This is a genomic window from Paenibacillus sp. (genome assembly GCF_035645195.1).
GTDB lineage: Bacteria > Bacillota > Bacilli > Paenibacillales > YIM-B00363 > Paenibacillus_AE.
This window is the reverse complement of sequence record NZ_DASQNA010000045.1, coordinates 49246-75600: the sequence shown is the minus strand read 5'-3', so window position 1 is coordinate 75600 and position 26355 is coordinate 49246. Positions and strand designations below refer to the sequence as shown.

Sequence of the window (26355 nt, the reverse complement as noted above, 5' to 3'; positions counted from 1 at the left end):
TGTTCGACGTACGGATCAACCTATTACTGGGCTCCGATTTGCTTCTTCAGCGCTTCGATGTCCGGCCCCAACACGCGTTCCACCTCGTCTTGTATGTTTTGCAGCGCCGTTTTGGAGTCGATATTTTTCTCGAGCGCCTCTTGTATGCCTTTGTCCCAAATTTCCTGCGCTTTCCCGTCGAGCGGCGTGGAGATCGACTCCGGAATTTTTTGAATGAGATCCATATACATCGTTCCGGTCTTCTGGCCGCCGAGGAACGCGTTCGGCGTCTCCACCTCTTGAAGCAGTTCATAGGCGGGCAAGAACGCCGGCGTGCCGCCGTACTGAATATTCTCTTTGTTCGCAAACACGTTGTTCAAAAGAATCAAGCGGATAAACTCCCATGCGAGCTCCTTGTTTTGGCTCTGAGTCGTAATGCCGAGCGACGCGCCGCCCCATCCGCCGTACGCGCCGAACGGAAGGTTCGTCGCGCGCCATGCGCCTTCGGTTTCCGGAGCTTTGTTGCGAATTTCCTCCACGCCCCAGTTGCCGAGGAACGTCATCGCCGTCTTGCCGGACGCGAGCGCCTGCGTCCCTTCGTCCGACCAGAAATCGATGTTCGACGCCAATTTTTCCTGCCGGAACCGTTTGGCGAGATCAAACCCTTTGACAAATTGGTCGGTGTTGCGCTGCCATTCCAGCTGACGGTTGAAAAATCCGATGCCGAACGTGTAAATCGTCAGCGGCTCCGTGTCCCATTGGATCAAATATTTGTCCTGCGCCTGCAGCGTTTTCGCCATGGCGATGAAGTTATCCGGATCCGCGATATATTGTCCGAGCTCCAGCGGATCCGTCGGGTACCCGTTCTCTTCCATGATGTCCGCGCGGTAAAACGTAACGGCGGGAGCGGTATCCGTCGCGATGGAGATCAGCTTCTTGCCGTCCAGCGACATGAAGCGCTGCCATACGGAAGGAGGGAAAAATCCCTCGTAAATGCCGGCGTTATAAGGAGGCTGCAGCAAATCCTCGAAACCGTCGATCGTGTTGTAATTGCCCATCAACCCGCCGTCCAAGAACGCGATGTCGGGCGCGCCGGATCCGGCGGCGAGCGCCGTCTTCAGCTTGCCTTCGATTTCGTCCATGACGACGAGCTCTACCTCCACGTTCGGGTACACCGAATTCATGAACCCGATCCAAGAGTCCAGCGGCCACGCGGCCCACAAGGTGAGCTTGCCTTTCGTGTCCGTCGGCAGCGCCGGCGTGAACGTGTTATGGTCGAGCGCCCCGCCGGATCCTCCAGCCGCCGGTTCGGTTTTGCCTTCGCCGGACCCTCCCCCCGCGGGCTGCTCCGCCGTTTGCTCCGCGGGCTTTCCCGCATCCGCCGGTTCCGTCGGTTCGACCGCGCCCCCTCCGCCGCCGTTGCAAGCAGCGACCAACATCGCGAACGCAAGCAGCGCGATCCAAGATGCCGAAAACCGTTTTCTCATATTCGACAACCACCTTTTTATGGATTTTTAGGTTGGTGTTCCCTTGAAAAATCCTGCGCCGGCAACGATTCACGCGTCGATAGGCATCACGCTCCTTCCAGCGGTTTGACGGTTCGGCGGTTCGGCTTCGTCATTCGCCCGCGATGCCGGTCCGCTCGACGCTTTCGATGAAGTAACGCTGCGCGAATCCGTAAAGCAGGATCAGCGGCAAGATCGTAATCAGCGCCCCAGCCATATTCCGGTTGAAGTTGGTCGGCACGGAGCCGAGCGTCCGGCCGCCGGACAGCATCTTGGCCTGCTGGACGCGGAACACGCCTTCCGTGTCCAAAATCGCCAGCTGCTGCGGCAAATTGAAATGCTGCTGCACCATGTAGTACAAGTTCGGCTCGAAGACGTCGTTCCAATGCCAGACGGTGGAGAACAGGAATACGACGAGCAGCGCGGGACCCGCGAGCGGCAGCATAATTTGGAAAAACGTGCGATACGCGCCGGCGCCGTCGATGCGGGCCGCTTCCTCCAGCTGGTGAGGCAGGCCGCGGAAAAACTGCATGAAGATGAGCACGAACAGCGCGCCGCGCAGCCCTTGGCCGAACAGCCCCGGCACGACGATCGGCAGCGACGTGTTCAGCCAGTTGAGCTCCCCGAAGAAAATGAACAGCGGAATGACGATCGTCTGCGGCGGCACGAGGAACGCGAACAGCACGAGCGCAAGCAGGAGCGAATGACCCGGGAACCGGTAGCGGGCGAAACCGTACCCGACGATGGAGCAGCTGAAGATTTGCGCGGCCGCCGCGAGCAGCGCGGCCGTCGCGCTGTTGCCGAAGCTGTGCCAATACTCCATTTTGTGGAAGGCGAACCGGTAATGCTCGAAAGAAAGCGTCTTCGGAATCCACTGCACGGTGGCGTCCGTAATGTCCTCGACCTGCATGAACGACTGGCTGACGATGTACAGCATCGGGTAAATGAAAACGAACGATAAACTAAGCAGCACGGTATAGTGCAGCGTCAGCCCGGCGGCTTCGCGGGCGCGGCGCGCCGTTTTCGACCGCAAGAAGACGCTTGTTTTCGCTCCGATCCGCTCCAGCGTATCCTCCATGGGCGCCGCGTCGGTTCGTACTCGCTCCACTGACATACGGTTCACCTGCCTTCCCGAATGTACGGATTTTCCATCCGCCGAAACAACAGCATCACGAGCAAAATAACCGCGAAAATGATGGCGAAGTAAATCCAGCCCAAGGCGGCGCCGTACCCGTAGTTGTTCTCTTTGAACGCCACGGCGTGAATGTATTCCATGACGGCGTTGTTCACCTTCGTGAACGAATTGACGATGCTGAACAAAATGTTGACCAGAATCATCGGCGTGATCATCGGAAACGTAATTTTCCAAAAGCTCTCCCACGGCGTCGCCCCGTCGCACTTGGCCGCCTCGTACAACGAGGGCGAGATCGACTGCAGTCCCGCGAGGAAGATCAAAATTTGCACGCCCGAGTCCCACATGACGAGCGTAAGCGAATCCGCCATGCGCAGAAGCGGCAGCAGCACCTCTCCCGGCACGTATTGGCTCAGGATACGGGCCAAATCGTACTGCACGAAAATCGGAAGCGTCGCCGCCCCCTGGTCGAGCAGTTTCTGCAGCACCGTGCCCGAGGCGATGATGACCGGCAGGAAGAAGATGGACCGAAACGCCATCCGCCCTCGGAACGGCCGGTTCAGCAGCAGAGCGCTGAACATGGCGAACACGATGATGAGCGGGACGTGCACGACCATCGTCGTCACCGTCGACAGCAGCTTCGGTACGAACTCGACGTCGAGCGTGAACGCCTCCCGGTAATACTGGATGCCGTTGTACGTCGCGACCAGCCCTTGATTGGTGAGCTGCATTTGATTGAACGAATAATAGAGCGATTGGCCGAACGGAACCGCCAAGAAGAGCAAAAATCCGACAACCCACAGGGAGATGAAGGAGTATCCTTCCAGCACGTGCCGCGCGCGCATCGACAGCTTCGTGGTTTTCCTCACGCGGATCCCTCCTTCACCGCAAAACCGTACGCCGGAACGGACACGCCTCCCGCTTCCGCCGGCGCCCCGTTATAGTTCACGATCACCTCTACGCCGTTGCCGTACGTCGTCCGGAAGACGCCGGGCCGAAGCTGCTCGTGGTCTGCGATCGGCTCCCCCTCCACCTTCCCGAGCGCTTCAAGCACCCGACGGTATTCCTCGATCGACGGCTCCGCCCACAGGTCGAAGCGGGAGCTGAACAAATCGTCGACCATCGTCCGTTTCAGCTTCACCGGGTCTTCATGCGTCAGCAGGAAGCTGGGAAACGCACCGTATTCGATCGCCCGCAGAAACTCGGTCCGCGGGTCGTCCCGCAGGTTCGACGGCTTCGCGGTGTACGGGACGAGGCCGCGGATCGCGATTTGGTAGAACGGGATCGACCGCTCCTCGAACAGGAAGTGGCTCGAATCGATCGGAATGTCGTCGATCCGGTCGACGTGTCCCAACGCATACCCGAAGCCGTAGTCGACCGCCGCCTTTCCGGTCGCCGCCCGCGCGGCGTCCATCGCACGCACCCACGCGTCCATCGTCGTTTCCCGGTACGTCGGCCGTTTCGATCCCGGATCGGAATACAGCATGCTGCCCATAAGGCCGAGCTGAACCCCCGACGCCCCAAGTTCCGCGAACGCGGGCGCCTCCCGCTCGACGTACCGGTCGAGCACGCGGTCCGCTTTCAGCAAGTAGTACAGCTCGTAGGAGGCTTGGCGCGTCGTGACGTACGGCTTATACACCTTCAGCACTTCCTTGTTCAGTCCCCGGATGGCGTCGGCGGATTGTTTCAGCGCACCGCTTTTGCGGAACGGCTTCACGTAGTTCGTCTTCAAGTACACACCGATGCCGTTCGCCTTCGCGTACGACGTCAGCGCCTTCAGCCCCTTGGACCCGCCGAGCCGGCGATCGGCGGGCAGATGCGCGGGCTGATGGCCGAACTGGCCGCCGTCATTCCACCCCTCGTACGTCAATTCGATCGAACGGACGCCTCGTTCGAGCAGCTTCTCGACGATCGCTTTCGCCTGCGCGAACGTCGTCATACCGATGTACGTCCGCCCCAAAATTTCGTCCTGCAGCACGCCGCCGAACAGCCGCAGCTGGTACGCCGGCGCTTGGTCTTCGACCGGCCGCACGCCCTTCGCGTCGATTAAATATTGACGGTACGCCGCGGCCATGCCGACGTAATGCGCCTCGTCGTCCTGCAGCAGAATGTACCGGATCGACCGGTCGCCGGGGATCATGTCGCTCAGCGTCAGCGGTATTTCCCCGGAGCTGCCGAGAAACACGACGTCGTCGTTTCGGTAAATGAATTCCGCGCTGGTCCGGTACATCGCGATATTGCGCAGCCCCGACGGCGTCGCGTTGATTTTCGCGTCGGCGTCGCCGTCCTGCACGACGGCGAGGAACGCCTTTTCCCCTTCCTTATAAAGGCCGTACACGGGCAGCGCCGCCATCTCCCTCGGCCCGTAGCTCAGCAGCTCCCGCTCGTTCTGCGTTACCTTCTGGTACACGTTCTTCCGGAACGCGTGGTCCCCGCCGTAAATAAACTCGCTGTAGATTTCGAAGTACGGCGGATGCTCCTCCCGGAAAGGAATGAGCGCGCCGGAGCCGTCCGGTACGACGATCGCGCCTCGTTCGGTATCGGCCGCCGCCTCGAAGAACGGCATCACCTCGATCGAGACGAGCTTCTTGTCGACGCCGTCCCGCACGGAGTCATACGGGATCGTCACCGTCAGCCCGTCGTCGGTGAGCCGGTACTCGAGGTCGAACCCGATGCCCAGCGAAGGCAGCGTCAGCGTCGCGACGATGCGCTCCCCGTCCTCGGACAGCTCCGCCTTGAGCTCGCCCTGCTCTTTGAACGGGTACGTTTGGGTATTTCCCTTGCCCTGGGTGTACCGAACGTGCACGGGAGAACGGATGTACCGCTGATTGTTCGGCGGCACCGTTTGCTCAAGCGCGGGCACGCTGTCCCACGTTCGGCCCGTCGTTTTGTCCGTCACGTGCACGCTGCCGTACCTTCCGTCGAATCGCAGCCGGAATCGTCCGTTCTCGAGCGCCAAATCCGGCGCGTCGAATCGGTCCAGCTCCAGCTCCGGCTTCGCCTCCGCGGCCGCGGCCTCGACCGGCGCGGTCGGCTCGGCGGGAGGCACGCTGATGACGGCGATGAAGGCGCCCGTCAGCGCGGCCGTGAGGGTATACCCCGCGATTTTCCGGTAATGGGTTCTCAGCGCGGTCAGCAGCTTCGTCTTCATCACGGCCCCCCTCACCATCGGAATGACAGCTCCTTATACAGGCCGATCACGAACGAGAACGCTTGGTTGATGAGGCCGAAGAGAAGCAAGCCGATAAACCATACGACGAACATGCCGGCGATCGTCAGCAGCGTGACCCAAACCACCTTGCCCGGTTCGAAGTCATGGACCACTTTCACCTTGATGAGCAGCAGCAGCGCGACCCAAGCATACACGCCCCAAGTGACGCCGGCGACGATCATCGTTTCGCTGAGCGCCAGCACGTTCGTCAGCGCCGCGACCGGCGGCATGAACACGATGTACGGCACGAACGCGAAGGCGCTCGCGGACAGCACGTCGACAAACTTGCCTTCCCCGTCGATGATCGCGCTGACGCCCCAATTCGCCACAGCCCATGTCAGCCAAGGCACGATGATCCAGACAGCCTGCAGAAAGACCGAAATTTGGTACGGCTCCCGGGTTTGGAAAGGAAAGCCGGTCGTCATGAGCGATACGACGCGCACCGCGACCGTCAGCAGAATGACGATGACGGCGCTGACGATCTTCGCTTTGCCGATGAATTGGATGTCGTAAAAAAAGTCGAGCGGATGCAGCAGGACGTTTTTCGCCATTCGAATCGTATTCACAGCTTCGCCCCTCCCCTCCCCGACAGTCCCGGCGCTGCCGCGGCCGCGCGAGCGGCGCGGCGCCTGCGCCTCAACCGCCATTCGAACGCTTTGATCGCCGCATACAGCAGCGCGGCGCCGCCGAAAAACCATTCGAAATGCTCCCGCAAGAAAATTTTCCGGTATTCGAGGTACGCTTCGGAGTAACCGGCGCGGTCCTTCGCGGCTTTGAAATACGCCATCGCTTCCTCGTATCGCTCCGCGCGGAACAGCGCTTTCCCGATCGATTTGTACGCCAGGTCGTAATTGCTGTTCATGCGCAGCACGTCGTGCCAAGGCGCGGACGCCTCCTCGTACTTGCCTTCGACGTACAGCTTCACCGCTTCGTGCACCTTGTCGGCGAACGGCGTCGTACGGAACCGGTCGATCCGGTTGCGCGTTTTGTCCACGACGTACATCGTGCCGTCCGACGTTTGGTCGATGGCAGCCGGCGTCAGGAACAGCCCGTTCTGATTGCCGAGCCCGCCGAAAACGAACAGCAGGTTGCCGAGCTGGTCGTATTGGAACGCCTTCCCCGTCGTTTGGTCGATGGCCGTAATAACGCCGTTGCGGTCGACCGTCACGTCGACGAACGCCTCGTACAGCGTCGACCACCGTTCCACCGGCATTCGGTAGTCGCCGTACCGCCTCGCCTCGTTGACGTTCAATATATCGACGCCCACCGCGCTCAGCCGCTTGATCTGGTTCGTCCGGATGCCGAGCGTCGTCGTATAGACGAATCCTTCCTCATCTTGAAACAGGTTCGAAAATTCCGGCGGGCGGACGCTCGCGAGCTGCTCGCGCTGCTCCTTCGTGGCAATGTATCGGACGAGCAGCCGGGTCCAACTGAACTCGACGTGGTTGGCGCCGAAGAAGCCGGCGAAGCTGCCGTCCGGGCGCAGCTGCACAAGACCTTGATGCGCGCCTTCGCTGACGGCGAACACATACCCGCGCTTGTCGTACGCGACCTTCGCCGGCGAGAACGTGAAGCCCGACTCGAGAAGCGGCGAATCCGGCTTCCCGTACGTCTTCACGAACCGGCCGGCCTTGTCGTAATGGACGATGCGCTGATTGCCCGTGTCGGCGACGTACATGTCCCCGTTCTCCGCGACGTAAATGCCTTTGGGGGACGATAGCGCTCCGTCGCCTTCCTCCGGTCCGATGACGCGGAGCACGCGGAGGTTTGCGTCCATGTGCACGATGCGGTTGTTCCCGGTGTCGACGATATAGAGCGTATCGTCCTTAGCTACGAACAGATCGGACGGCTCCTTGAACGGTCCGGTTTCCAGCTCGTAGCCGTCGATCGAATCTTGGTAGAGATAGCCGTTGATCGATTCCGGCGTATTGCGCAGGCTGTCGTAAATGTACCCTTCGTATGGACTGTCCGCGGACGCGGCAGCGGGCAGCAGGCAGCAGCTTAGGAGGACGAGCGTCAAGATGCGCGTTACCCGTTTCATGACCGGCCCCTCACTCCTTTATCCCCGAATGCGCCATCGTCTCCAGCACCATTTTCTGCGTCACGACGAACACGACGACGGTCGGGACGACCATCAGCAGGCTCGCGGCTCCCAACGTGCCGGCGGTCGCGATCGCGTTCGCCGTCCCTCCGTTGATCGTCGTCAACGCGTACGGCAGCGTCTTCATATCCTCCGTCGTCGTGTACACCGCGGATGACCACGGGTCGTTCCACGCCGCGACGAAGACGAACAGCGCCAGCGTCGACCAGGCGGGCTTCAGCAGTGGCATCACGATTCTCCAGAAGAGCGTCCACTCTTTGGCTCCGTCCATTTTGCCCGCTTCGAGCAGCGCGTCCGGAATTTGATCCAAAAACTGCTTCATGAGGAACAGTCCGACGGGATACGCGAGGAACGGAATGACGAGCGCGAAGTACGTGTTCATGAGGCCGAGCTTGTTAATGACGAGATACTGCGGGATTTGCGTCACCTGCGGCGCGAACATCAAGGCGAGAATAACGACGTTGAAGATGGGCCTTCGGAACGGCATGTCGACATGCTTGCTGAGCGGGTACGCGGCCATGGCTGCGATGACCACCCCGCCTGCTACGATGCTGACGGAGACGACGACGCTGTTGAACGCGTATCGCGTGAACGGCACGAACGACGTGCCCGAAGCGAGCAGCAGGTTATGAAAATTTTTCAGCGTGGGATTCATGACGAAGAAACGAGGCGGGAACAAAAACAGCTCCGAAATCGGTTTGAACGCAGTCGAGATCATGTACACGAGCGGCGCCAGCATGAAGACGGCCAATACGGTCAGGAAGGAGTACAGCACCAGTCCGCCCCAATCGAACCGGCCCCTTACGATCGTGGATGAAGACACGGCCATCGCGCTCACTCCCTATTTCCTAAAATTTTGAAGATGAACCGGTTGAGTCCCACCATGATGAGGAACAAGACGACGGCGATCGCCGATGCGTAGCCCATCTCGAACCGGATGAACGCGTAATCGAACAAATGCGTCATGACGGTATGCCCTGCGTACAGCGGACTCGGTATGCCGACCAGCTGGACGCTGACGTCGAACACCTGCAGCGAAAACACGACCTGCATGACGGCCCCGAACAGCAGCTGCGGCTTCACCGACGGAATCGTGATGTACCACAGTTCCTGCCAGCGGTAACGGACGCCGTCGATCGCCCCGGCTTCGTACAAGTCGCGGGGCACGTTCTGCAGCCCGGCGAGGAAAGCGAGGAAGCCGATGCCCATGCTCATCCAGAGCGATACGAGGATGAGCACCGGCATGATCGTGCGAACCTCCTGCAGCCACAGCCACGGCTCCTGCAGCAGGCCGAGCTCGATCAGCCAATTGTTGATCATTCCGTACCGGTCGCCGGAGAACAAATACGTCCAGACGACGGTCATCGCGACGGCGCTCGTAATGGCGGGCGTGTAAAAGCAGAACGTGTACAGAAAGCGGTACCGAGTCGGGATTTGGCTGATCAGCCACGCGAGCAGGAACGCCATGAGGTAGCCGACCGGGCCGGTGACGACCGCGAATTTGAGCGTATTGCCGATCGCTTTCAGGAAAATGTCGTCGTCGACGAACAGCAGCCGGTAATTGCCGAGGCCGATAAACCGCGGCGGCTCCAAGATGTTGTAATACGTAAAGCTGAGCCCGATCGACGTCAGCACCGGGATGATCGTGAACATCGCGAAAAAGACGAGGAAGGGCGCTAAAAAGAAGTACGACATGCGATGCGCGTACACGGCCTTCCACAGCAGCTTCCATCGGCCGGGCGGGGCGTAGGCCGCCGTCCCGGGCGCTCGTACGGACGTTCCGTTCATCTATGCCCCCCCTATTCAGAAGCCATATCGGCTCGGTCGTCCAAGCCGAATTCTTCCCGCTTCTTGCGCAGCTCCCGGTCGATTTCGCGGATGCCGTCCTCGACGGCCTCGCGGCGATTTTTCCCGTTGAGCACGATTTCGTTCCATATGTTCGCCACGTGACGCGTCGTATAATATCCGCCGAGGACGACCTCCCGCTCGCGGAACCACTCCCACTGCTCGAGGATCGCCTCGATATCCTGCGACGGCCACGGCAGCCTCGTCAGCGCTTCGACGTTGGCGGTGTTCCAGCGCGCTTCGACGCCGAGAACCGCCTCGAGCTCGCCGCCGAACCGTTCCTGCACGTCGGCGCTGGTCCACCATTTTAGAAATTCCCAAGCTTCCTCTTCCATGCCCGTGCCTTTGAATATCATGCCGGTTTGCGCCGACCCGCCCGTCGAACGGTTGATGCGGCCGTCCGGCTGGCGTACGCCCGGCATCGGCTTCATCTCCCACCACCCGGCCAGCTCCGGGGCCGCCGTCGACAGCAGCACGTAGGTCGAGTAATCGGCGACGCCGATCGGCATTTCGCCCGAGCGGAACCGGTTGTAGAAATTCGCGTCCTTGTTGATCTTGTAGTTGGTGTACAGACCGGTCCACATCTTCACCGCCTCCATCGCCTCCGGCGAATCGAGCGCCGACCTGCGTCCGCCGTCCTTGTAATACTCTCCGCCGTATTGGAACAGGAACGGAGAAAACTCGTTGACGGCCAGCTGCGGCATGTTCGGCGCGTGCGGGTAATAGAAATCCATCCCGTTTTGCTGCAATATCGGAATGATATCCGTCACTTCGTCCCACGTCTCGGGTATCTTCGCTATGCCGAGCTCGTTCATGATGTCCGTCCGGTAAAACAGCATCGTGAAGTTCTGGTTTTCCGGCAGCGCGTAGTCGCCCCCGTCGAACGCATACGGGATGAGCGCGCCCGGACGGAACCGGGCCGCGACCTCCTCGTAGTCCGGGAAATCGTTCAAATCGACGACGGCGCCGCGAATCGCGAAATCGATCGGCACCTCCGCCTCGACCCCGAGCGCGACGTCGGGCTGCTTGCCGGACGTCGTGGACAGCATGAGCAGGTTCATCGCCTGCGCCGGAATGACGTTGATGTTCACTCGAATGCCCGTTTGCGGCGTGAAGTCTTCATCGGCCATTTGCTTAATGATCTCGACCCAATCCCGCCCCCGCGCCACCCAGACGTCAAGCGTCTTCTCGTCGTCGCCGTACACGTTGCCGATCCCGCTGTAATCTTTGCGGAAGGAGAGCAGGAAATCTTGGAATGCATACCACGCTTTCTTGGGTACCGACGCCTCCGCCCTCGGCCAAGGCTGATCCGGCGATTTTACGATCAAGTAATCCAGATCGAGCGCCTGTTGGCTGGAGTTCGTGATCCACAGTCCAAGCGTCGACTGCGAATCGGCGAACGCCTGCAGCCGGCCTGGGATCGTATTCGGATCCGCCGCCATATCGAGCAGCTGGTCGCGGATGACGCCGAGCTGACCGACCTCCGCGCTGCTCGGGCTGACGCCGAGCTCGAACGTCATCTTCATCGCGTCGTCGATGCCGCGCGCCATCAGATGCAGCCGGGGAATCAGATTCGGAATTTTTCGCTCCAGCTCCCAGTCCCGGTTCGGATCGGGATTCGTTCCTGTGTACAAGATGATTTCCCGGCTGAGCAGCGACATTTTGCGCGATACGTCCCGAACCTGCTCGAACACTTCCCCGAGCGAGCCGACCTGCACCTCCATGCGGATCCGATGCTCGCCTTTTTCGAGGTAAAACAAGTACGGCTCATCCCGCAGACCTAAGTCGCCGACCTGCCAATTTTCCTCGTAGGGGAACTTCACGGCGTTCATTTCGCGGAACGGGATGCGCCCGTCGATCATGACGATCCGCTCGACCGGAATGCCGTTCAGCCACCAGCTCCCGAACCGGGCGCCGATTTCGTACAAGCCGCTTTCCGGCACCTCGAACGTCCACTCCGCCCATTGGCCGCCGCGCTTCCACGCGAGGTCGCCGAATGCGTTCAGTCCGACGCCCTTCTTGTTGAACGGCTCCGTCAGCGGCTCCCGGTTTTCGATGCGGCGCAGCGTCGGGTCTGATTTGACGGCCGGGCGCTCCGCTTGAATTTTGATGAAATGGCCCTGCGTCGGCTTATAGCCGTTCGCCCCGTACGTCTCGGCCACTTCCTCGTACGTCGGCAGCGCGACCGGCGCGCGCACCGTGATTTCGCCGATCGCCGCAGGCTCCCGAATCGCGTGGAGGCGAAGCGTGTGCTTGCCCTGCGTCAGATGGAAGCGGAACGGCTCCACCACCTTCGCTTCGGCATCCCGGAAATCGCGGTGCTGCCAGCCGAACACTTCGACCTGCTTTGCGTTGTACTCGTTGCCCTGATTGTCGAACCACGTGTCGCCGTCGTCCGTCCACATCCTGGTGAACTCGAGCTTCTTAGCTTGGAAGAACGGGTAGGCGCCGTCGATCTGCAGGCTGCGCAGTACCGATGCGCGTTTCCCGGGGAGGGCGTAATAAGACATTCCGATCTGGTAAAATCCGTCCTGCGGCACATCGATTTCGTATTCCACCCAGCTGTTCTCTTCGCTCATGACGAGCGCCTCGCCGGGACGCCCTCCGACGCCGGTCTCCACGGCGATGCCGAATTCGCTCGACGCGGAAAACTGCGCTCCCGGCACGACGATTTCAACGTCGGCCGCATCGACGGCGCCCCGCCCGATGCGATCCTTTTCGTACGCCAAATACGAGGGTTCCAGCTTGGAGTTGATGTCTTGGTCGGCTAAAATGGAACGTTCGTCCACGCCGTCGTATGCCGGAATTTCGGCCATGGCGTTCCGGTCGTATCCCCTCGACAAGTACCAATCGACCGCGACATACGCGATCGACGATGCGACGGCGATCCCGACGACAACCTGCGGCAGCTTTGACATCATCGTTCCGGCTCTCCCCTTTTGGCTCAAGTCAAAAAAAGAAAACGGTTACACGAGAGGTTAACGAGATTATATTAAAACGTTTACAGTAATATGATAAAATATAAAGCGGTTACATAGACGGGTTGGCACTGGTTTTCAGGGTGCACCCCGCCAAAACTCGCAAATTTTCAAAAAAAGGAGCTTGTTAACGGTGAAAATGCGGAATTATGTGAGGAATTGTGGGTAATTAAGCACGTGATGGATTGTAAACGTTTTTACACCACCAAAATATACCTGACCCCAGCCTGTTGTCAACGACTTTTTTTTTGCCGGGAGGATCATTGGATGATCACGCTGCTTGCCAAAGACATCTTCGATGCCGAAGCCGAGGTGCATTACGCCTGCCACAAATCGCTTTCCACCGTCACCGGCTTGCATGATCACGACTTTTACGAACTGTTCCTCGTGTCCCATGGCACGCTCGTTCACATCGCGAACGGGCAGCGGGCGGTGCTGGGCGAAGGCTCCTTCGTCTTCGTCCGGCCGAGCGACGCGCATTGCTACGAAGCGCCGGTCGGGCGGCCCGGAACGTTGTGGAACCTCGCGTTTCCGGTTCGCCTCGTCGAGGCGGTGCGGCAATATTTGGGCGAAGGATTCGACCTCGATCGGCTTACGCAAGGGGACGCCCCCCCTGCCGTTACGCTCAGCCCGCCGGATTGCGACCGGCTGCTCGCCCGGTTCCAAGCGTTGACGCTGCTCCCTGCCGCGAATAAAGCGCGCATCAAAGCGGAGGCTCGGGCGATGATCGCCGACGCGTTCATGCGGCATTTCGCCGCCGAGCCCCATAGGGGCGGCGAACCGATGCCGGTCTGGCTGGAACAGCTCGTTCGAGCGATGAAAACGAAGGAATGCTTCGTCTCCGGCATCGCGCGCCTGCATGAGCTTTCGCCGAAAAGCCCGGAGCACCTCAGCCGCAGCTTCAAAAAGTATCTGGGCCTCACCCCGACCCAGTGGATTACCGAAGCGCGGCTGCAATACGCGGGAAACCTGCTGACCTACACCGACGAGCCCGTCGTCTCCGTCTGCTTCGAGTGCGGGTTCGAGAACGTCAGCCATTTCAACCACCAATTCAAGCGGTTTTTCGGCGTGTCGCCGAGCGTGTATCGCAAACGGAACCAAACGACGCTCATCCCTCAGCGATGAGCGCGGATCAATACAGCACAAGTTTGCGTCATTCCGACGCAAGAAACCTCCTCCCGGTCCGCTGTATAATCGTTTTCGAAAACGTTTTCCAAAACGAGAAGGGCAATCCGTAAAGGAGGCTGTTTCGATGGCAGCGACGCTGACGCCGCAGGAGATCGAGCATTATAGGACGCAAGGGTACGTTCTCTACCATAAGCAGCTGTTTTCCGAAGATAAGTTGAACCGGCTGACCGGCATATTCGAGGAGCATTTGGAAGCGAAGGGCTCGAAGCTGTCCGACGAATTGGATACGCCGCATTTTCGCGACGAGCGGCTACTCGAGTTTTTGCTGAGCGAGGAAGCGTTGGATTTGGTGGAGGGTGTAATCGGACCGGATATCCTTCTATGGTCCAGCCACTTTATTTGCAAAGATCCGTTCAAAGGCCGAATGACCCCTTGGCATGAGGACTCCGCGTATTGGAACGGCCGCTTCGACCGGTACGACAACATCGTGACGATTTGGCTCGCGCTCGACCGCAGCACGAAGGAGAACGGCTGCATGCGCGTCATTCCCGGGACGCACGTCAACGGCTTCTCGGAGTACGAGGCCGTCGACAAGACCTTCAACACGTTCCATGCCAAAGTGAAGCACATCGAGGAGGAAAAAGCGGTGTATTTCGAGCTGGAGCGCGGCGAATGCTCGCTGCACGACTCGCGCATCATCCACGGCGCGGCGGCGAATACGAGCCCGCACCGCCGCTGCGGCTATACGATGCGGTACATTTCCGCCGATACGAAGGTGAACCCGGAGAAAAATCCGGGCTGGCGCTTTTGGCTGGCCCGCGGGCGCAACCTCGCCGGCAACCCGTGCGAGAACGCGTAAAGGCGCAATTTAAGGCCAAGTCGCGGGCGTCATCAGCGCCGCTCCGCAGCTCTCGCGAACGATCAGCTCCGTCTTAAACGACACGTTCTTGCGCGGAGCGGTCCGCCGCGCCTCCGGATCCATCGCGAGCGACTCCAGCAGCAGCTGCGCCAGCGCTTCGCCGATTTCGCGGACCGGCTGGCGCACCGTCGTCAGCGGAGGCTTGAACATGGCCGCCATCTGCACGTCGTCGTAGCCGACGACCGCTACGTCCTGCGGCACGCGCAAGCCGGCCTCCTCGAGCGCGCGCACGGCTCCGAATGCGACGGCGTCGTTGTAGCCGAAGACCGCCGTGAAAGGCGTCTTCTCCTCCAGCAGCCGCTTCGTCTCCTTGTACCCGACTTGGAACGTTGCGGAGCTGGAAGTTCTTCGGACGAGCGCTTCGTTCACCTGCAATCCAAGCCGGAGATGCGCGTTGCGGTAGCCCAGCTCGCGGTTGTCCGGCAGCGTCGGACCGCCGATGAACGCTACGTCGCGGCGGCCGAGCCGCAGCAGGTGATCGACCGCGTCGGTCGCTCCCTGAAGATGGTCGCCGACGACGCAGTGCATCCCTTTCACCTTCGGATCGAGCGACACGGCAGGGATCGAATAGCCGGACAGCCAGTCCATCGTTTCGTCCCGCTCCGGCCTCGGCAGCGCCGTCCCGAACACGATGCCGTCCACCCTTCGCTCGAGGAACGACTTCAAGATGGCGGCTTCCTTCTCCAGGCTCCGCCCCGTCGTCCCGACGATGATCGTATACCCGTTCCCCCAGAAGTGATCCTGCAGCGCATCGAACAGATGCGACCAATACTCGTTGGAAAGCTCCGGAACGATCATCCCGATCGTTCTCGTTTCCTTCTTTATCATGCTCCTCGCGTTCTGGTCCACCTGGAAGTTGAGCTTTTTGATCGCCTCTTCTATTTTCTCGCGCGTGCTCGCCTTCACCCGGTCCTTCCCGTTCAGCACCCGCGACACCGTCGCGATCGATACGCCGGCTTCCCTTGCCACTTCCTTAATCGTCGCTTTCATCGTCGGCTCCTCGAGGTTTGTCTAAACGTTTTTATTCGTTAATCACATTATTTATTAAGAAAGCGGCGGATGTCAATGAAAACGGAAAACCATTCTAGTCGCGGCTACAGGGGGAATCGCGGTTGACTCATGTCGAAGAACAAGCGGAGAAAAAAACGAAAGCCCCACTCCCAGGAAACGAGCGGGGCTTCTCTAACATTTCTTTAACGGCTTCAGCCGCCTGCGGCGTCAGCGGATCGACCGACTCCCGCGTCGGGCCTGCCGGTATGCCGATTTTGTTCAGCACATGCTTCAACACGGAAGGCAGCGTACCGAGAGAGAAGGCGCTCCGCAGGTCGAAGACGGCGTTGCGCCCGCTCGGCGCCGGCGAAATCTCCGTTACGCCAGTTCTCGTAGATCGAAACCAGCACCTCCGGGAACACGTTGGCCGTTGCGGCGATCGCCCCTTTCCCGCCGGCCATAAGCGTTGGCAGAATCAAGGAACCCGTCCCGGCGAGCAAGGCGAAGTCGGAGGCCGCAACCTCCAAATATTGCTGAATGTTGTCGAAGCTTCCACTGCTATCCTTGATGCCGACGATATTCGGCAAGGCCGCGAGCTCCGCGACCGTCTTCGGCGTCAACGCGTTCGAGGTTCGCGCCGGGATATTATTTAGAACGATCGGCAGCGAAGTGGTTCCGCGGCGCCAGTTCGATCGCGGCGCGAATCGCCTCGAGCATACTGCGTTCGTCCGCGAGGTTGCGGCCCGCAATATCGAAAGCGGTGCCGTGGTCGACGGACGTTCGCACGATGCCGCCCTTGAGCCCGACGGTAATGTTTACGCCCGCTTCGATGCCGAGCACCTTGACCGGCGCATGCCCTTGGTCGTGATAGCAAGCGACGACGACGTCGAAGTCGCCCCGCATCGCCCGGAAAAACAACGTATCCGCCGGATGCGGACCGCTTGCGTCGATGCCTTCGGCCCTCGCCCTCTCAATCCCGGGTTTAAGCTTCTCTTCTTCCTCGCCGTTCCCGAACAACCCGTTCTCGCCGGCATGCGGGTTTATGCCGCAAACGGCGATGCTCGGCCGCTCCTTCCCGGCGCGGCGCAGCATGTCGTGGGCCAGCTTGATGACCCTGTACGTCCGCTCCGGCGTAATCATCTCGATCGCCCGAAGGAGGCCGACGTGCGTCGTCAAATGAATCACCTTGAGGCGTGCCGTCGACAGCATCATTGAGTAATCTTCGGTGCCGGTTAAATCCGCCAATATTTCCGTATGCCCCGGGTAGGAATGACCGCCTAAGTGCAGCGCCTCTTTATTCAGCGGCGCCGTGCAGATGGCGTCGATCTCCCCCGCCAACGCGAGCTCCACCGCCTTCGCGACGTAACGAAAGGCCGCGTCCCCCGCCACTGCGCTAATTTGTCCGAACGGCAGGTCCTCCGGCAGCAGATTCAGATCGAGACAGTCCACCGTCCCGTAATCAAACGCCGCTTCTTCAACGTTTTGAATTGAACGAACGCGCAATTCCTCAGCTCCTACGATCTCCGCCGCCTTCCGCAGCCGCTTGGCATCCCCGATGACGACGGGGCGGCAAGCGGCGTACACCTCCTCGCGACGCAGCGCCCGAACGATAATCTCGGGGCCGATGCCCGCCGCGTCGCCCATCGTTATCCCGATAACGGGTTCCATTCCGCAACACCTCCCTGAAATAATTCCAACGCCCGCACCAATACATCGTCCGCCCCGAAACCGCCCGCTTTCGTGACGACATAGATACCGTCCGCACCGAATAGTCGGCCTAGCGGAACGCCCGGTTCGATCTCGTCGATCAGCTCGATTTCGCCCGCCCCGAGTCGAAGGCACGCTTGTTTGGCCGTATCGCCCCCGGTCAGCACAAGATTCCGGATGCGGTACGACCGAACGATCCGCGCAGCCGTCTCTCCGAGCGCCCCGCTAATCGCATCGCTGACTTGATTGTCGTCCATGCCCCGACGCCTGCCGGCGTCCTGCGCCTTCGCTACGTCCTCCGGCGAACCGGAAGAGTAGAGAACGACGTGCTTCTTCGTTCGGTAAGCGGCTTCGGCGAGCGCCGTAACGGCTTCGATCGCTTGCGCTCTGCCGTCGGGGCTCAGCGCCGCGACCGCTTCCATCTCGATCCCCGTGACATCGGGGCGGCGCATCAGCGCATCGAGTTGCCTCCGCGACGCCGTGCTGACGCTCCCGACGAGGATCAACACCGGACCGGGAATCGGCGGCGGGGCTTGCCGGACGACCGGCCCATCGCCGAAGCGCCGGAGGGTCAGCTCATTCGCGAGCCCCGCCGACCCCGCCCAGACGATCCGGTATGGAGTCCCGTCGAACGCCGCGGCGACCCGTTGCAAATCCGTCTCGGTTTCCGCATCGAACAGCAGGTACGGAACGCCCTCCCGCTTCAGCCGCTCCAGTCGTTCCCTTATGGCGTTCGTCCCTTCGTTCAGCGCGTCGGTCGGAATCGTCGCGACCGCTCTGGCGGTCTGCCCGCTGAGCAGTTCCCCGAGCGAAGAGCCCGAAATTGGATTTTTCGGGTCGCGAGCCGCGTCCGTTCGGTGAAGCGGCACTCCGTTTACGAACAAAGAGCCGTTCTTCACCACTCTGCCAAGCTTCGGGAACGAAGGGGCGATCGCAATGAAATCCGGCGCGAAGACGTCGTACACCGCGTCGAATTCCGCCCCGATGTTCCCGCGAAACGTAGAATCGATCTTCTTATATACGAGCGCTTCCGGGCGGTCGTGAAGACGAAGCCGTTCGCACGCGTCTTTCACGCGATCGTAGGCTTCCTCCCTTGAGAGCGAACGACTGTCGGTATCCAGGACGAAGACATCCCGCTTCGACGCGGAGGGCAGCCGGTAATCCAAAAGCACGGAAGCGGCCAGCCCCCGCTTCGCGAGATGTACGCCTGTATCGTTTGCTCCCGTCAAGTCGTCCGCAATGATGGCGATCTTCACCACTTCCACCTCCTTGAATTATGCAGCACTTTCGTCTCATTCTCTTGGTTCTCTAAATAAGTGTTTGAATATGCAACGAAGATGGCCAAAAAAAAGATCTGTCTCTTCCATTTTATTTACACCATGCGCCTTACAAACGGTGCTAAAGCAGCTTTCTATAAATGCTTTCGATATCCGACACCGTCATCGACTTCGGATTGTTCTCCATCAATCGGGTCACGCGCGAAGCCGCGACGGCCAAATCGGCAAGATGCTCCTCCCGAACGCCGTACGTCGATAGGTCTTGCGGAATCTCGAGCGCCCGCGTCCACTCCCGAATTTGGCGAAGCGCCGCTTCGGCCGTCGGCTCCAGCCCCATCGCCGCGGCGACCTGCGACAGCTTGACCTCGATTGCGTCCAGATTGAACTCCATCACGTGAGGCAACAGCATGGAGTTCGCCACGCCGTGCGCGACGTGGAACTTTCCGCCGATCGGATACGCCATCGCGTGCACGGCCGCCGTTCCCGCACACGTTAACGCCATGCCCCCGTACATCGATCCGAGGAGCATCGCTTCGCGTGCCTCTAGATCGTCCCCATTCCGATAGGCGCGTTCAATGCTTCCCGAGATCCGGCGGATCGATTCCAGCGCCAGCATGTCGCTGAAGGGATTCGCCTTCGTTGAAATGAATGATTCCAGCGCATGCGTGAACGCATCCATCCCGGTCGCTGCGGTAATTGCCGGAGGCAGCCCTAACGTGAGCACCGGATCGAGCACGACAAGCTTCGGCAGCAAGTAGGGGCTTACGACACCGATCTTGACTTCTTCCTCCGGGAACGTGACGATCGCATTCGGGGTCACCTCCGAGCCCGTACCGGATGTCGACGGGATGAGCACGGTCGGCAGCCCCGGCGCCGTCACCTTGTTAATGCCGAGCATATCCCGAATTCCCAGCGGATTCGTATTCAGCACCGACAGCAGCTTCGCCGCGTCGAGCACGCTCCCTCCGCCAAGACCGACGACGAAATCGCAAGGGCCCTCGAGCATGTCGCGAAAGACGGATTCGATGTTATCGACGGTCGGCTCCGGCTGGATCTCAAGCGATACGCGGAACGAGATGCCCAAGCTTTCGCACGCCGATTGCAGCCGTTTCAAAAATCCTTGCCTTCGCATCGATGGCTGCGCAACGACGAAGGCCGATTGCCCGGCGAACGGCTGCAGATGATCGACGATGCGCTCGAAAGTATGCGCACCTGCTACGATACGCTGTGCGGTTTGAAATACGTACGGATTCATACTGACTCCTCCTCCCTATCCTTTCACGGATCCGATCAGGAACCCCAATCATTCCCTTCGAGCATGTTTTCCGCGATCGGTTCCGCTCCTCTTCGCCGCGCGACGCCGATCCGCCGCTTCGCGCTCCAATCGGCGTTCCGCAAGGCGGCGATCGCCTCGCGCAGGACGGGAGCGTACCCGCTTTCGCTCTCTGTCTTTTCGATATGCCCCATGTTCATTTGGATCCCATCCCCTTTGGCTTTGGTTCATTTTGAATCATGGATGCCTTCCCTTTAGAAACTACTCCACACTACACTCATTTAGCAACAGTTTTTTTTCGTCATACATCCCGTTTTCGAGAAAATGTTTAAATATGAAACAACAAAGCGCCACCGTACCGGTGACGCGGGAATGTTCGTTGGACGGCAGCGCTATTCGCCGCCTTCAATTTCTTTAATTTTCCTCCAAAGCGTGGAACGATTAATGCCGAGCCGCTTAGCCGCTTTCGATTGGTTATGATTCTCCTCTTCCATGACGATCCGAATAATATCCTTCTCGATCTCTTCGAGCGGACGTTCCAAATCGAGCCGCCGTCCCGAGGCGCCGGCAAGCGCAATCCCGCTTCCGGAGGACTCGGACCGCGCAAGCAGATCCAAAGCCTCCTCCTCGATGAAAGCGCCGGTGGCGGCCTTTACGGACGCTTTGATCACACTCTTGAGCTCCAAAATATTGCCGTTCCAGGGGTGCCTTCGCAGCGCTTCCATCGCAGCCGGGCGAACGCCGACGATCTGTTTGCCGTATCTTTCGTTATATTTCACGATGAACGAGCGAACGTACTCCTCGAGCTCCCCGATCCGTTCGCGAAGCGGCGGCATCTCGATGACGTCGGCTGCCAACATCCCGTACAGCCCGTTGTCAAGCCGAACTTCTTCCCTAAGCTGCTGCGGGGACTTCACGAAAGAGAATACGATTCGCACTTTCGACTCTTTCACGATCTCGACGAGTTGACGCTGCAGCGGGACCGGATACGATTCGATCCCACGGATATACAGGACCGTATCGCCCCCCGCGCCGAACACGAACCGCTTTAACCGCTCGAACGCCGCATCCGTCCCTCGTTTCACATGAATTTCCACTAAATTTCCTTCTCTGCTGCCGATCTTGTCGTACAGCGCGCCGGCGAACAGACGCTTCCCGGTCCCTCTTTCGCCGTAAACGACGACGGGGTATCCCTTCTCCAGCCGGCGAATCGCCTCTTCCATCGGCTGATGGAACGCGGCCCCGGACAAAATCAACTGAGGGAAAGAGCCGATGAATTTTTGCGGATACAATACGCTAATATCTTCTTCCTTCTCCTCGGTCGATTTCACGAATAAATAATACTTGGGTCTTCCCGTCGTCGGACGAACCACGCCCCCCGCGATCGAGATCTGCTGTTGACCTGGATCGTATAACTTCATAGGCAGTTCGCTGAGAGACTCCTTTTGGAGGTCCTGCAGCATCGACTGCACATGGGGGAACCGGTCGAACAAGCTGCGTTCCTTCAACTCTTGGGGACCGATGCCCATGAGTTCGTAAAATGCAGCATTCACGTATTCCACGGCGCCTTGTTCATCGGCAAGAAGGATGCCCGTCCCCATCCGGTCCATCACGTCGGCAAGCGCTTCGCTCCGCGCTTGGTGGCTCTGTACGACCCGGTGCAAATTTCTTGCATCGTGGAACGCTTCTAGCACCGATTCCCTTCCCGACGTGATCAGCACGCCCTGAAGCCCTGCCTCGCTGGCGTACCTTACCGTGACCGTATCGCCGATAATCACCTTCGCGCCCTTCTGTTTCGCTACCTCCAAGGCGCCTGGCACTTCGCTTTCGTGACGGATCGTCGTGAACGGAAGCTCGATCTCCATGAGATTGGCGACCGCGACAACGCTTTCGATAATATTCGGAAAGCCAATCATCTCTATCTTCACTTGATAGCCTCGGATCAAAGTCAGCAGCCGCATAATATCGAATCCCGATACTTTGATTTCGGTGAGCGGAATCGACGTATGCTCCCGAACGAGACGGGCGGTCCCCCCTCGGCTAATAATCATCTCGTATCCTTCTTCTTCGTATTGCTTTAAAGAAGGCAGCACCTCCGTCAAATCGCCCTGCAAAATCGTGATGTCGAAGTCTCCCAATTCGGGGGCCATATTCGCGACAAGTTCCGCCAACCCTCTATAAGGCGCAATCACCAATGTTTTAATTCCCATCACTTCACCGCCGTTCATCTCTTTAATAGGAATTATACATTGTGATGTCGCAAAGTACGACAGTTTTCCTTAATTGCTTCGTACGTAACTAACGGCCATAAAAAATCGCGCTGTTGGTTGACAGCGCGATCCATTTTACATTTTATTCGGACGAAACCCACTCTCACTCCGCGACCCCCGTAAGTTGATCCGCAAGCGCCATCGCGGCTGCGTAACCGGAGCTCCACGCCCATTGCAGATTGTAGCCGCCGCAGTCCCCATCTACGTCCATAACCTCGCCAGCAAGATAAAGTCCCGGGACGAGCTTGGATTCTAGGGACCCTGCTTTCAGCTCCGTCGTATCGATGCCGCCGGCGGTCGTTTGCGCATTGTTGAAGCCATTAGTGTCCACCACCGTGAAATCCCACTGCTTCATGAGGCGGAACAAAATTTTCTTCGTTTTCCACGTCAAATCCTGACATAGCAGGTTCGGCTCTTGATCGATGCCCGCCTCTTTCAGCAGAACAGGAATCAGCTTCTTATTGAGGATGCCGATGAAGGAAGCCGCAACCGTCCGATGCCCGAACATCGCCCAGTGGTTTTCCAGAAAATCGACGACCTCTTCTTCCGTACGCTCCGGCATGATCTCCAGGGATAAGGTAACCTCTTCCCCTTTTTTCAGCTCGTACGCAGCCTTGCGGCTTAATTGGAGAATCGGAGGGCCGGAGGCGCCGTAGTCCGTAAACAAAATTTCCCCGTATTCGCTGCGAATGCATTCGCCGTTCACGATGATATGGCCCAGTCCCTCGAATTTGATGCCGGACAGCTCCTTCAAGTACGGATAGTCCAGCTTCAATTGCACGATGCCCGGCACCGGATCGATCAAGCTATGTCCCAGCCGCTGGGCAAGCGTGTAACCGGAGCCGTCCGTTCCGGTTTTCGGAGCGGTCAGACCGCCAGTACAGAGGAAGAGATAGTTGCTTGTATACACAACCTCTCCCTCTGTTTCCGACTGGCACACCATCGTGAATCGCGGATGATCCTTCGACACCTTCACATCTAACACTTTGGTCTTAAAATAGATCGGAACGTTCCGGTCCTCCAGCGCAATTCGGAAAATTTCCAGGACCGACGCCGCCTGCAGCGACATCGGATACATCCGGCCGTTCTCGATGGAGACCAGGGGAAGGCCTAGCGCGTTGAAAAATTCGATCGTCTGTCGGACGCCGAACTGCTTCAGCACAGGGAGCGGAAACTCCGGTTGATTGCTGTGATATTTGTGCGATAAGGCGACCGCTTCGTCCGACCCTTTCGTCGTGGATAGGTTCGTTATGTTGCAGCGCCCGTTGCCGGTCGTCAATACCTTCTTTCCGACCCGGTCATTGCTTTCAATAATCCCGACATCGATCCCTAGGTCTCGCGCGGTAACGGCGGCCATGAGACCGGAAGCGCCTGCGCCGATAATGAATAGCTCGTGGTATTTTGAAGCTGGTGATTCATTCATATGTGAAAATTCCTTTTTCCAATGGTTTTATCTGTCGATAGATTTCCCGAGCGCCATCGCAGCCACATACCCGGAGCTCCAAGCCCACTGCAGGTTGTAGCCGCCGAAGTCGCCGTCGACGTCCATCACCTCGCCGGCTAAGTACAGCCCAGGCACAAGCTTGGATTCCAACGTGTCCGCGACGAGTTCCTTCGTAGCTATGCCGCCGGTTGTCGATTGCGCGTTCTCGAAGCTATGGGTGTCTGTTACTTTGAATTCCCAATGCTTCAATATTTTATAAAAGATCCCTTTGGTTTTCCACGAGAGATCCTGGCAGAGCAGGTCCGGTTCTTGATCGATTCCCGCCTCCTTCAGCAAGACGGGGATCAGCTTCTTGTGTATGAAACCGGTGAAGGACTCCGCAACCTTCCGGTGCGCGAACGTCCCCCAGTTCATTTCTAGAAATTCGACGACTTCTTCCTCCGTGCGGCCCGGCATTAAGTCGACGGACACGGTCACGGCATCCCCTTTCGCGAGGTGTACGGAAGCGATCCGACTGAGCTGGAGGATGGGAGGGCCGGAGAGACCGTATTCGGCGAAATGAATTTCACCGGACTCGCTTCGGACGACCTTTCCTTTCACGAGAATATGGGCTCGCCCTTGAATCTTGATGCCAGACAGCGCCTTCAGATGCGGGTATTGCACCTTCAGCTGCACGATGGCCGGCACCGGCTCGACCAAGGTGTGCCCCATACGCTTCGCCAGCGTATAACCGGAGCCATCCGTCCCCGCATTCTGTCCGGTCAGGCCGCCCGTGCATAGAAACAAGTACTCGCTTGTGTAAACGACTCGTTCCTCTGTCTCGGTTCGGCACGTAATCGTGAATCGCGGATGATGCTGCGATACAGCCACATCCACGACCTTATTGCCCAGGTATACCGGAACGTTCCGATCCTCCAGCGCAAGCTCGAAAATATCCACTACGGATGCAGCCTGCAGCGACATCGGATACATGAAACCCTCTTTTAACGTAGTAAGCGGAAGCCCGAGCACCTGGAAAAAATCTATCGTTTGACGGATGCCGAATTGCTGCAGCACAGCTCGCGGAAAATCAGGCTGACTGCCGTGATACTTCCGCAATAAAGCCTCCGCTTCGTCCGTCCCCGTCGCCGTGGATTCGTTCGTAATGTTGCAGCGGCCGTCGCCCGTCATGGCGATTTTCTTTCCGATCCGGTCGTTGCCCTCCACAATAGCGGTATCGATCCCGAGATCCCGCGCCGTAACGGCGGCCATCAATCCTGATGCACCCGCGCCGATAATGATCAGCGTGTGGTGAATGGGAGTTTCATTCATGCTTGGTCAATGCACCCTTCGTCCAATGATTTATATATAGGGGTTGAAATTTATCATGAAAGCGCCGATGTGCGTTATTCGATCCATTATAACATAAAAGAAGCACACCCTCCCGCGAACGGAAAGGATGTGCATCATCATTACGATTCTAATCGCTTCGCCTCGCGGTCCTGCGCTCGGGACGCCGGCGTCTCCCATTGCTGGGCGTACGGACTTTTCTCCCAGCCCTCCAAGTCGAACAAGCCGAGTCCCATACCAAAGCCCGCTTCGCTGTTCACCATGTTGACCATGAACGCCATCCGTTTGCCATCCGGGCTAACGTTGGAATTGCTGGCACGCCATGGGTAGCGCTCGAAAAATCTCGTCATGCGGACGCGTCTGCCGGAGCCGTCGAGCTTTAGCTTCCAAAGATCGAGCGGCGGATAGGAATTCACCTCGTCGCAGGACGATTCGAGGCAAATATACTCATGGTCGGGGAAAATCCCTTCGCATTCGTTATGCGTGAGCGGCTCGTCGATGTAAACGGTCCGCTCCAGCGTATCGAGCTTGATGCCGCTGACGATACATTTCCAATCGTCCTTCGGGCCGTGTCGGCCCCAGGGGTCGTTGATGTATTCGGCCATGATGATTTCCGAATCGTTGTGACGGAAATCCTGAGGTTCCGGTCGAACGCCGCCGCTTGCGCGGTAGACGATCCTCTCGTTCGCCAGCTTCGGGTCGTCGGGATTCGACGCGTCTACGTCCGCGACGATGACGGCGAAGTCGTCGGCGGCGCCAACGCTCGGATCATGCAGGCCGTTCACGGAGAAGGTGATGCGGTTCGCGATCGTCGAGACGCCGCAGCCCTCGAAGATCGCCCGCCCGAGCGGCTTCGGCGGACGCTTCGCGTCCTTGTCCATGAACCAGAGCTCGGATTCGATCGCCCGGCTCGTGCGCCGGTCCTTAAATTCCTTCGGACCGATCAGAATATAATCCCCGCTAGGCAGGAACAGCACGCGAAGGAAGGAATGGTGGTCCCCCAGTTCCTTCGTCAGTTGCTTCACCTGACGCGTCTCCAGGTCGATTTCGCAGACGTCTCCGTAATTTTTCTCAATGAACGCAATCCGCTTGCCGTCTGGAGACCAGTAGGGTCGCTCTCCGTAACCGAGCAGCTTCTCATGAAACGCCATCGGCGTATCCAACACATGCTCACCCGCGTACAACTCGTTTGTCACCTGATGAATTTTCCCGCTAGTCATTCCGAATTCCCCGCTTCCGTTCGGTATTTAGGAAGCCCGCTCCGCCG

General features: G+C 59.0%; 21 protein-coding genes. 2 read left to right on the top strand and 19 right to left on the bottom strand.

The features are described from left to right. Positions 1-23: 23 nt before the first annotated feature. The 9 genes from VE009_RS25035 to VE009_RS24995 form a co-directional block, all read right to left on the bottom strand. Positions 24-1466, bottom strand: coding sequence for an ABC transporter substrate-binding protein (locus VE009_RS25035; RefSeq protein WP_325012502.1), 1443 nt, complete (start codon positions 1464-1466; stop codon positions 24-26). 130 nt (positions 1467-1596) lie between these two features. After that, the gene (locus tag VE009_RS25030) at positions 1597-2592 is read right to left on the bottom strand and encodes a carbohydrate ABC transporter permease (protein WP_325012500.1); all 996 of its coding nucleotides are present in this window, start codon (positions 2590-2592) and stop codon (positions 1597-1599) included. Positions 2593-2603: 11 nt separating this feature from the next. Then, a complete protein-coding gene (locus VE009_RS25025; protein WP_325012497.1) occupies positions 2604-3485 on the bottom strand; it encodes a sugar ABC transporter permease in 882 nt (293 codons plus the stop codon). Next, a complete protein-coding gene (locus VE009_RS25020; RefSeq protein ID WP_325012495.1) occupies positions 3482-5767 on the bottom strand; it encodes a DUF5696 domain-containing protein in 2286 nt (761 codons plus the stop codon). The genes VE009_RS25025 and VE009_RS25020 overlap by 4 nt, the downstream gene beginning before the upstream one ends. Before the next feature lie 11 nt (positions 5768-5778). Further along, positions 5779-6393 carry a YIP1 family protein gene (locus VE009_RS25015; protein WP_325012493.1) on the bottom strand — a complete coding sequence of 205 codons (615 nt, stop codon included), beginning with the start codon at positions 6391-6393 and terminating at the stop codon, positions 5779-5781. Further along, positions 6390-7868, bottom strand: coding sequence for an NHL repeat-containing protein (locus tag VE009_RS25010; protein ID WP_325012492.1), 1479 nt, complete (start codon positions 7866-7868; stop codon positions 6390-6392). The genes VE009_RS25015 and VE009_RS25010 overlap by 4 nt, the downstream gene beginning before the upstream one ends. Before the next feature lie 10 nt (positions 7869-7878). Next, positions 7879-8757 (bottom strand): carbohydrate ABC transporter permease, encoded by an 879-nt coding sequence (locus VE009_RS25005; RefSeq protein ID WP_325012490.1) that lies wholly within the window; start codon positions 8755-8757, stop codon positions 7879-7881. A 5-nt stretch (positions 8758-8762) separates the two neighbouring features. Further along, entirely contained in the window at positions 8763-9716 is a 954-nt protein-coding gene (locus tag VE009_RS25000) for a sugar ABC transporter permease (protein ID WP_325012489.1), read from the bottom strand. A gap of 11 nt (positions 9717-9727) precedes the next feature. Then, a complete protein-coding gene (locus VE009_RS24995; RefSeq protein ID WP_325012487.1) occupies positions 9728-12694 on the bottom strand; it encodes an extracellular solute-binding protein in 2967 nt (988 codons plus the stop codon). A gap of 324 nt (positions 12695-13018) precedes the next feature. On the opposite strand from VE009_RS24995, the gene VE009_RS24990 reads away from it, so the two are divergent. Further along, a complete protein-coding gene (locus VE009_RS24990; protein ID WP_325012485.1) occupies positions 13019-13876 on the top strand; it encodes a helix-turn-helix transcriptional regulator in 858 nt (285 codons plus the stop codon). Positions 13877-14003: 127 nt separating this feature from the next. After that, the gene (locus tag VE009_RS24985) at positions 14004-14738 is read left to right on the top strand and encodes a phytanoyl-CoA dioxygenase family protein (protein ID WP_325012483.1); all 735 of its coding nucleotides are present in this window, start codon (positions 14004-14006) and stop codon (positions 14736-14738) included. Between the two features lie 9 nt (positions 14739-14747). Here VE009_RS24985 and VE009_RS24980 read toward each other — a convergent pair whose 3' ends face one another. The 10 genes from VE009_RS24980 to VE009_RS24935 form a co-directional block, all read right to left on the bottom strand. Next, complete coding sequence (locus VE009_RS24980; protein ID WP_325012481.1) at positions 14748-15788, bottom strand: LacI family DNA-binding transcriptional regulator; 1041 nt, start codon at positions 15786-15788, stop codon at positions 14748-14750. A 212-nt stretch (positions 15789-16000) separates the two neighbouring features. After that, positions 16001-16408 carry a dihydrodipicolinate synthase family protein gene (locus tag VE009_RS24975; protein ID WP_325012479.1) on the bottom strand — a complete coding sequence of 136 codons (408 nt, stop codon included), beginning with the start codon at positions 16406-16408 and terminating at the stop codon, positions 16001-16003. A gap of 25 nt (positions 16409-16433) precedes the next feature. Continuing rightward, on the bottom strand, positions 16434-17456 hold the full coding sequence (gene pdxA / locus VE009_RS24970; RefSeq protein WP_325012477.1) for a 4-hydroxythreonine-4-phosphate dehydrogenase PdxA: 1023 nt from the start codon (positions 17454-17456) through the stop codon (positions 16434-16436). Next, positions 17435-18751, bottom strand: coding sequence for a four-carbon acid sugar kinase family protein (locus VE009_RS24965; RefSeq protein WP_325012475.1), 1317 nt, complete (start codon positions 18749-18751; stop codon positions 17435-17437). Before VE009_RS24965 ends, pdxA begins: the two co-directional genes overlap by 22 nt. Positions 18752-18893: 142 nt before the next feature. Continuing rightward, a complete protein-coding gene (locus tag VE009_RS24960; protein WP_325012473.1) occupies positions 18894-20027 on the bottom strand; it encodes an iron-containing alcohol dehydrogenase in 1134 nt (377 codons plus the stop codon). 35 nt (positions 20028-20062) lie between these two features. Continuing rightward, on the bottom strand, positions 20063-20245 hold the full coding sequence (locus VE009_RS24955; RefSeq protein ID WP_325012471.1) for a hypothetical protein: 183 nt from the start codon (positions 20243-20245) through the stop codon (positions 20063-20065). Between the two features lie 192 nt (positions 20246-20437). Continuing rightward, complete coding sequence (locus VE009_RS24950) at positions 20438-22255, bottom strand: sigma-54-dependent Fis family transcriptional regulator (RefSeq protein ID WP_325012469.1); 1818 nt, start codon at positions 22253-22255, stop codon at positions 20438-20440. A 163-nt stretch (positions 22256-22418) separates the two neighbouring features. Beyond that, positions 22419-23738 (bottom strand): NAD(P)/FAD-dependent oxidoreductase, encoded by a 1320-nt coding sequence (locus VE009_RS24945; protein WP_325012467.1) that lies wholly within the window; start codon positions 23736-23738, stop codon positions 22419-22421. Between the two features lie 27 nt (positions 23739-23765). Continuing rightward, the gene (locus VE009_RS24940) at positions 23766-25070 is read right to left on the bottom strand and encodes an NAD(P)/FAD-dependent oxidoreductase (protein ID WP_325012465.1); all 1305 of its coding nucleotides are present in this window, start codon (positions 25068-25070) and stop codon (positions 23766-23768) included. Positions 25071-25210: 140 nt separating this feature from the next. After that, positions 25211-26308 (bottom strand): hypothetical protein, encoded by a 1098-nt coding sequence (locus tag VE009_RS24935; RefSeq protein WP_325012463.1) that lies wholly within the window; start codon positions 26306-26308, stop codon positions 25211-25213. Positions 26309-26355 lie beyond the last annotated feature (47 nt).

Bases quoted from the DNA above. Each gene is read 5' to 3' on its own strand.
- VE009_RS25035 (WP_325012502.1), bottom strand. From the start codon at position 1,466: ATGAGAAAACGGTTTTCGGCATCTTGGATCGCGCTGCTTGCGTTCGCG.
- VE009_RS25020 (WP_325012495.1), bottom strand. From the start codon at position 5,767: ATGAAGACGAAGCTGCTGACCGCGCTGAGAACCCATTACCGGAAAATC.
- VE009_RS25010 (WP_325012492.1), bottom strand. From the start codon at position 7,868: ATGAAACGGGTAACGCGCATCTTGACGCTCGTCCTCCTAAGCTGCTGC.
- VE009_RS25005 (WP_325012490.1), bottom strand. From the start codon at position 8,757: ATGGCCGTGTCTTCATCCACGATCGTAAGGGGCCGGTTCGATTGGGGC.
- VE009_RS25000 (WP_325012489.1), bottom strand. From the start codon at position 9,716: ATGAACGGAACGTCCGTACGAGCGCCCGGGACGGCGGCCTACGCCCCG.
- VE009_RS24995 (WP_325012487.1), bottom strand. From the start codon at position 12,694: ATGATGTCAAAGCTGCCGCAGGTTGTCGTCGGGATCGCCGTCGCATCG.
- VE009_RS24990 (WP_325012485.1), top strand. From the start codon at position 13,019: ATGATCACGCTGCTTGCCAAAGACATCTTCGATGCCGAAGCCGAGGTG.
- VE009_RS24985 (WP_325012483.1), top strand. From the start codon at position 14,004: ATGGCAGCGACGCTGACGCCGCAGGAGATCGAGCATTATAGGACGCAA.
- VE009_RS24980 (WP_325012481.1), bottom strand. From the start codon at position 15,788: ATGAAAGCGACGATTAAGGAAGTGGCAAGGGAAGCCGGCGTATCGATC.
- pdxA (WP_325012477.1), bottom strand. From the start codon at position 17,456: ATGGAACCCGTTATCGGGATAACGATGGGCGACGCGGCGGGCATCGGC.
- VE009_RS24960 (WP_325012473.1), bottom strand. From the start codon at position 20,027: ATGAATCCGTACGTATTTCAAACCGCACAGCGTATCGTAGCAGGTGCG.
- VE009_RS24955 (WP_325012471.1), bottom strand. From the start codon at position 20,245: ATGAACATGGGGCATATCGAAAAGACAGAGAGCGAAAGCGGGTACGCT.
- VE009_RS24950 (WP_325012469.1), bottom strand. From the start codon at position 22,255: ATGGGAATTAAAACATTGGTGATTGCGCCTTATAGAGGGTTGGCGGAA.
- VE009_RS24945 (WP_325012467.1), bottom strand. From the start codon at position 23,738: ATGAATGAATCACCAGCTTCAAAATACCACGAGCTATTCATTATCGGC.
- VE009_RS24940 (WP_325012465.1), bottom strand. From the start codon at position 25,070: ATGAATGAAACTCCCATTCACCACACGCTGATCATTATCGGCGCGGGT.
- VE009_RS24935 (WP_325012463.1), bottom strand. From the start codon at position 26,308: ATGACTAGCGGGAAAATTCATCAGGTGACAAACGAGTTGTACGCGGGT.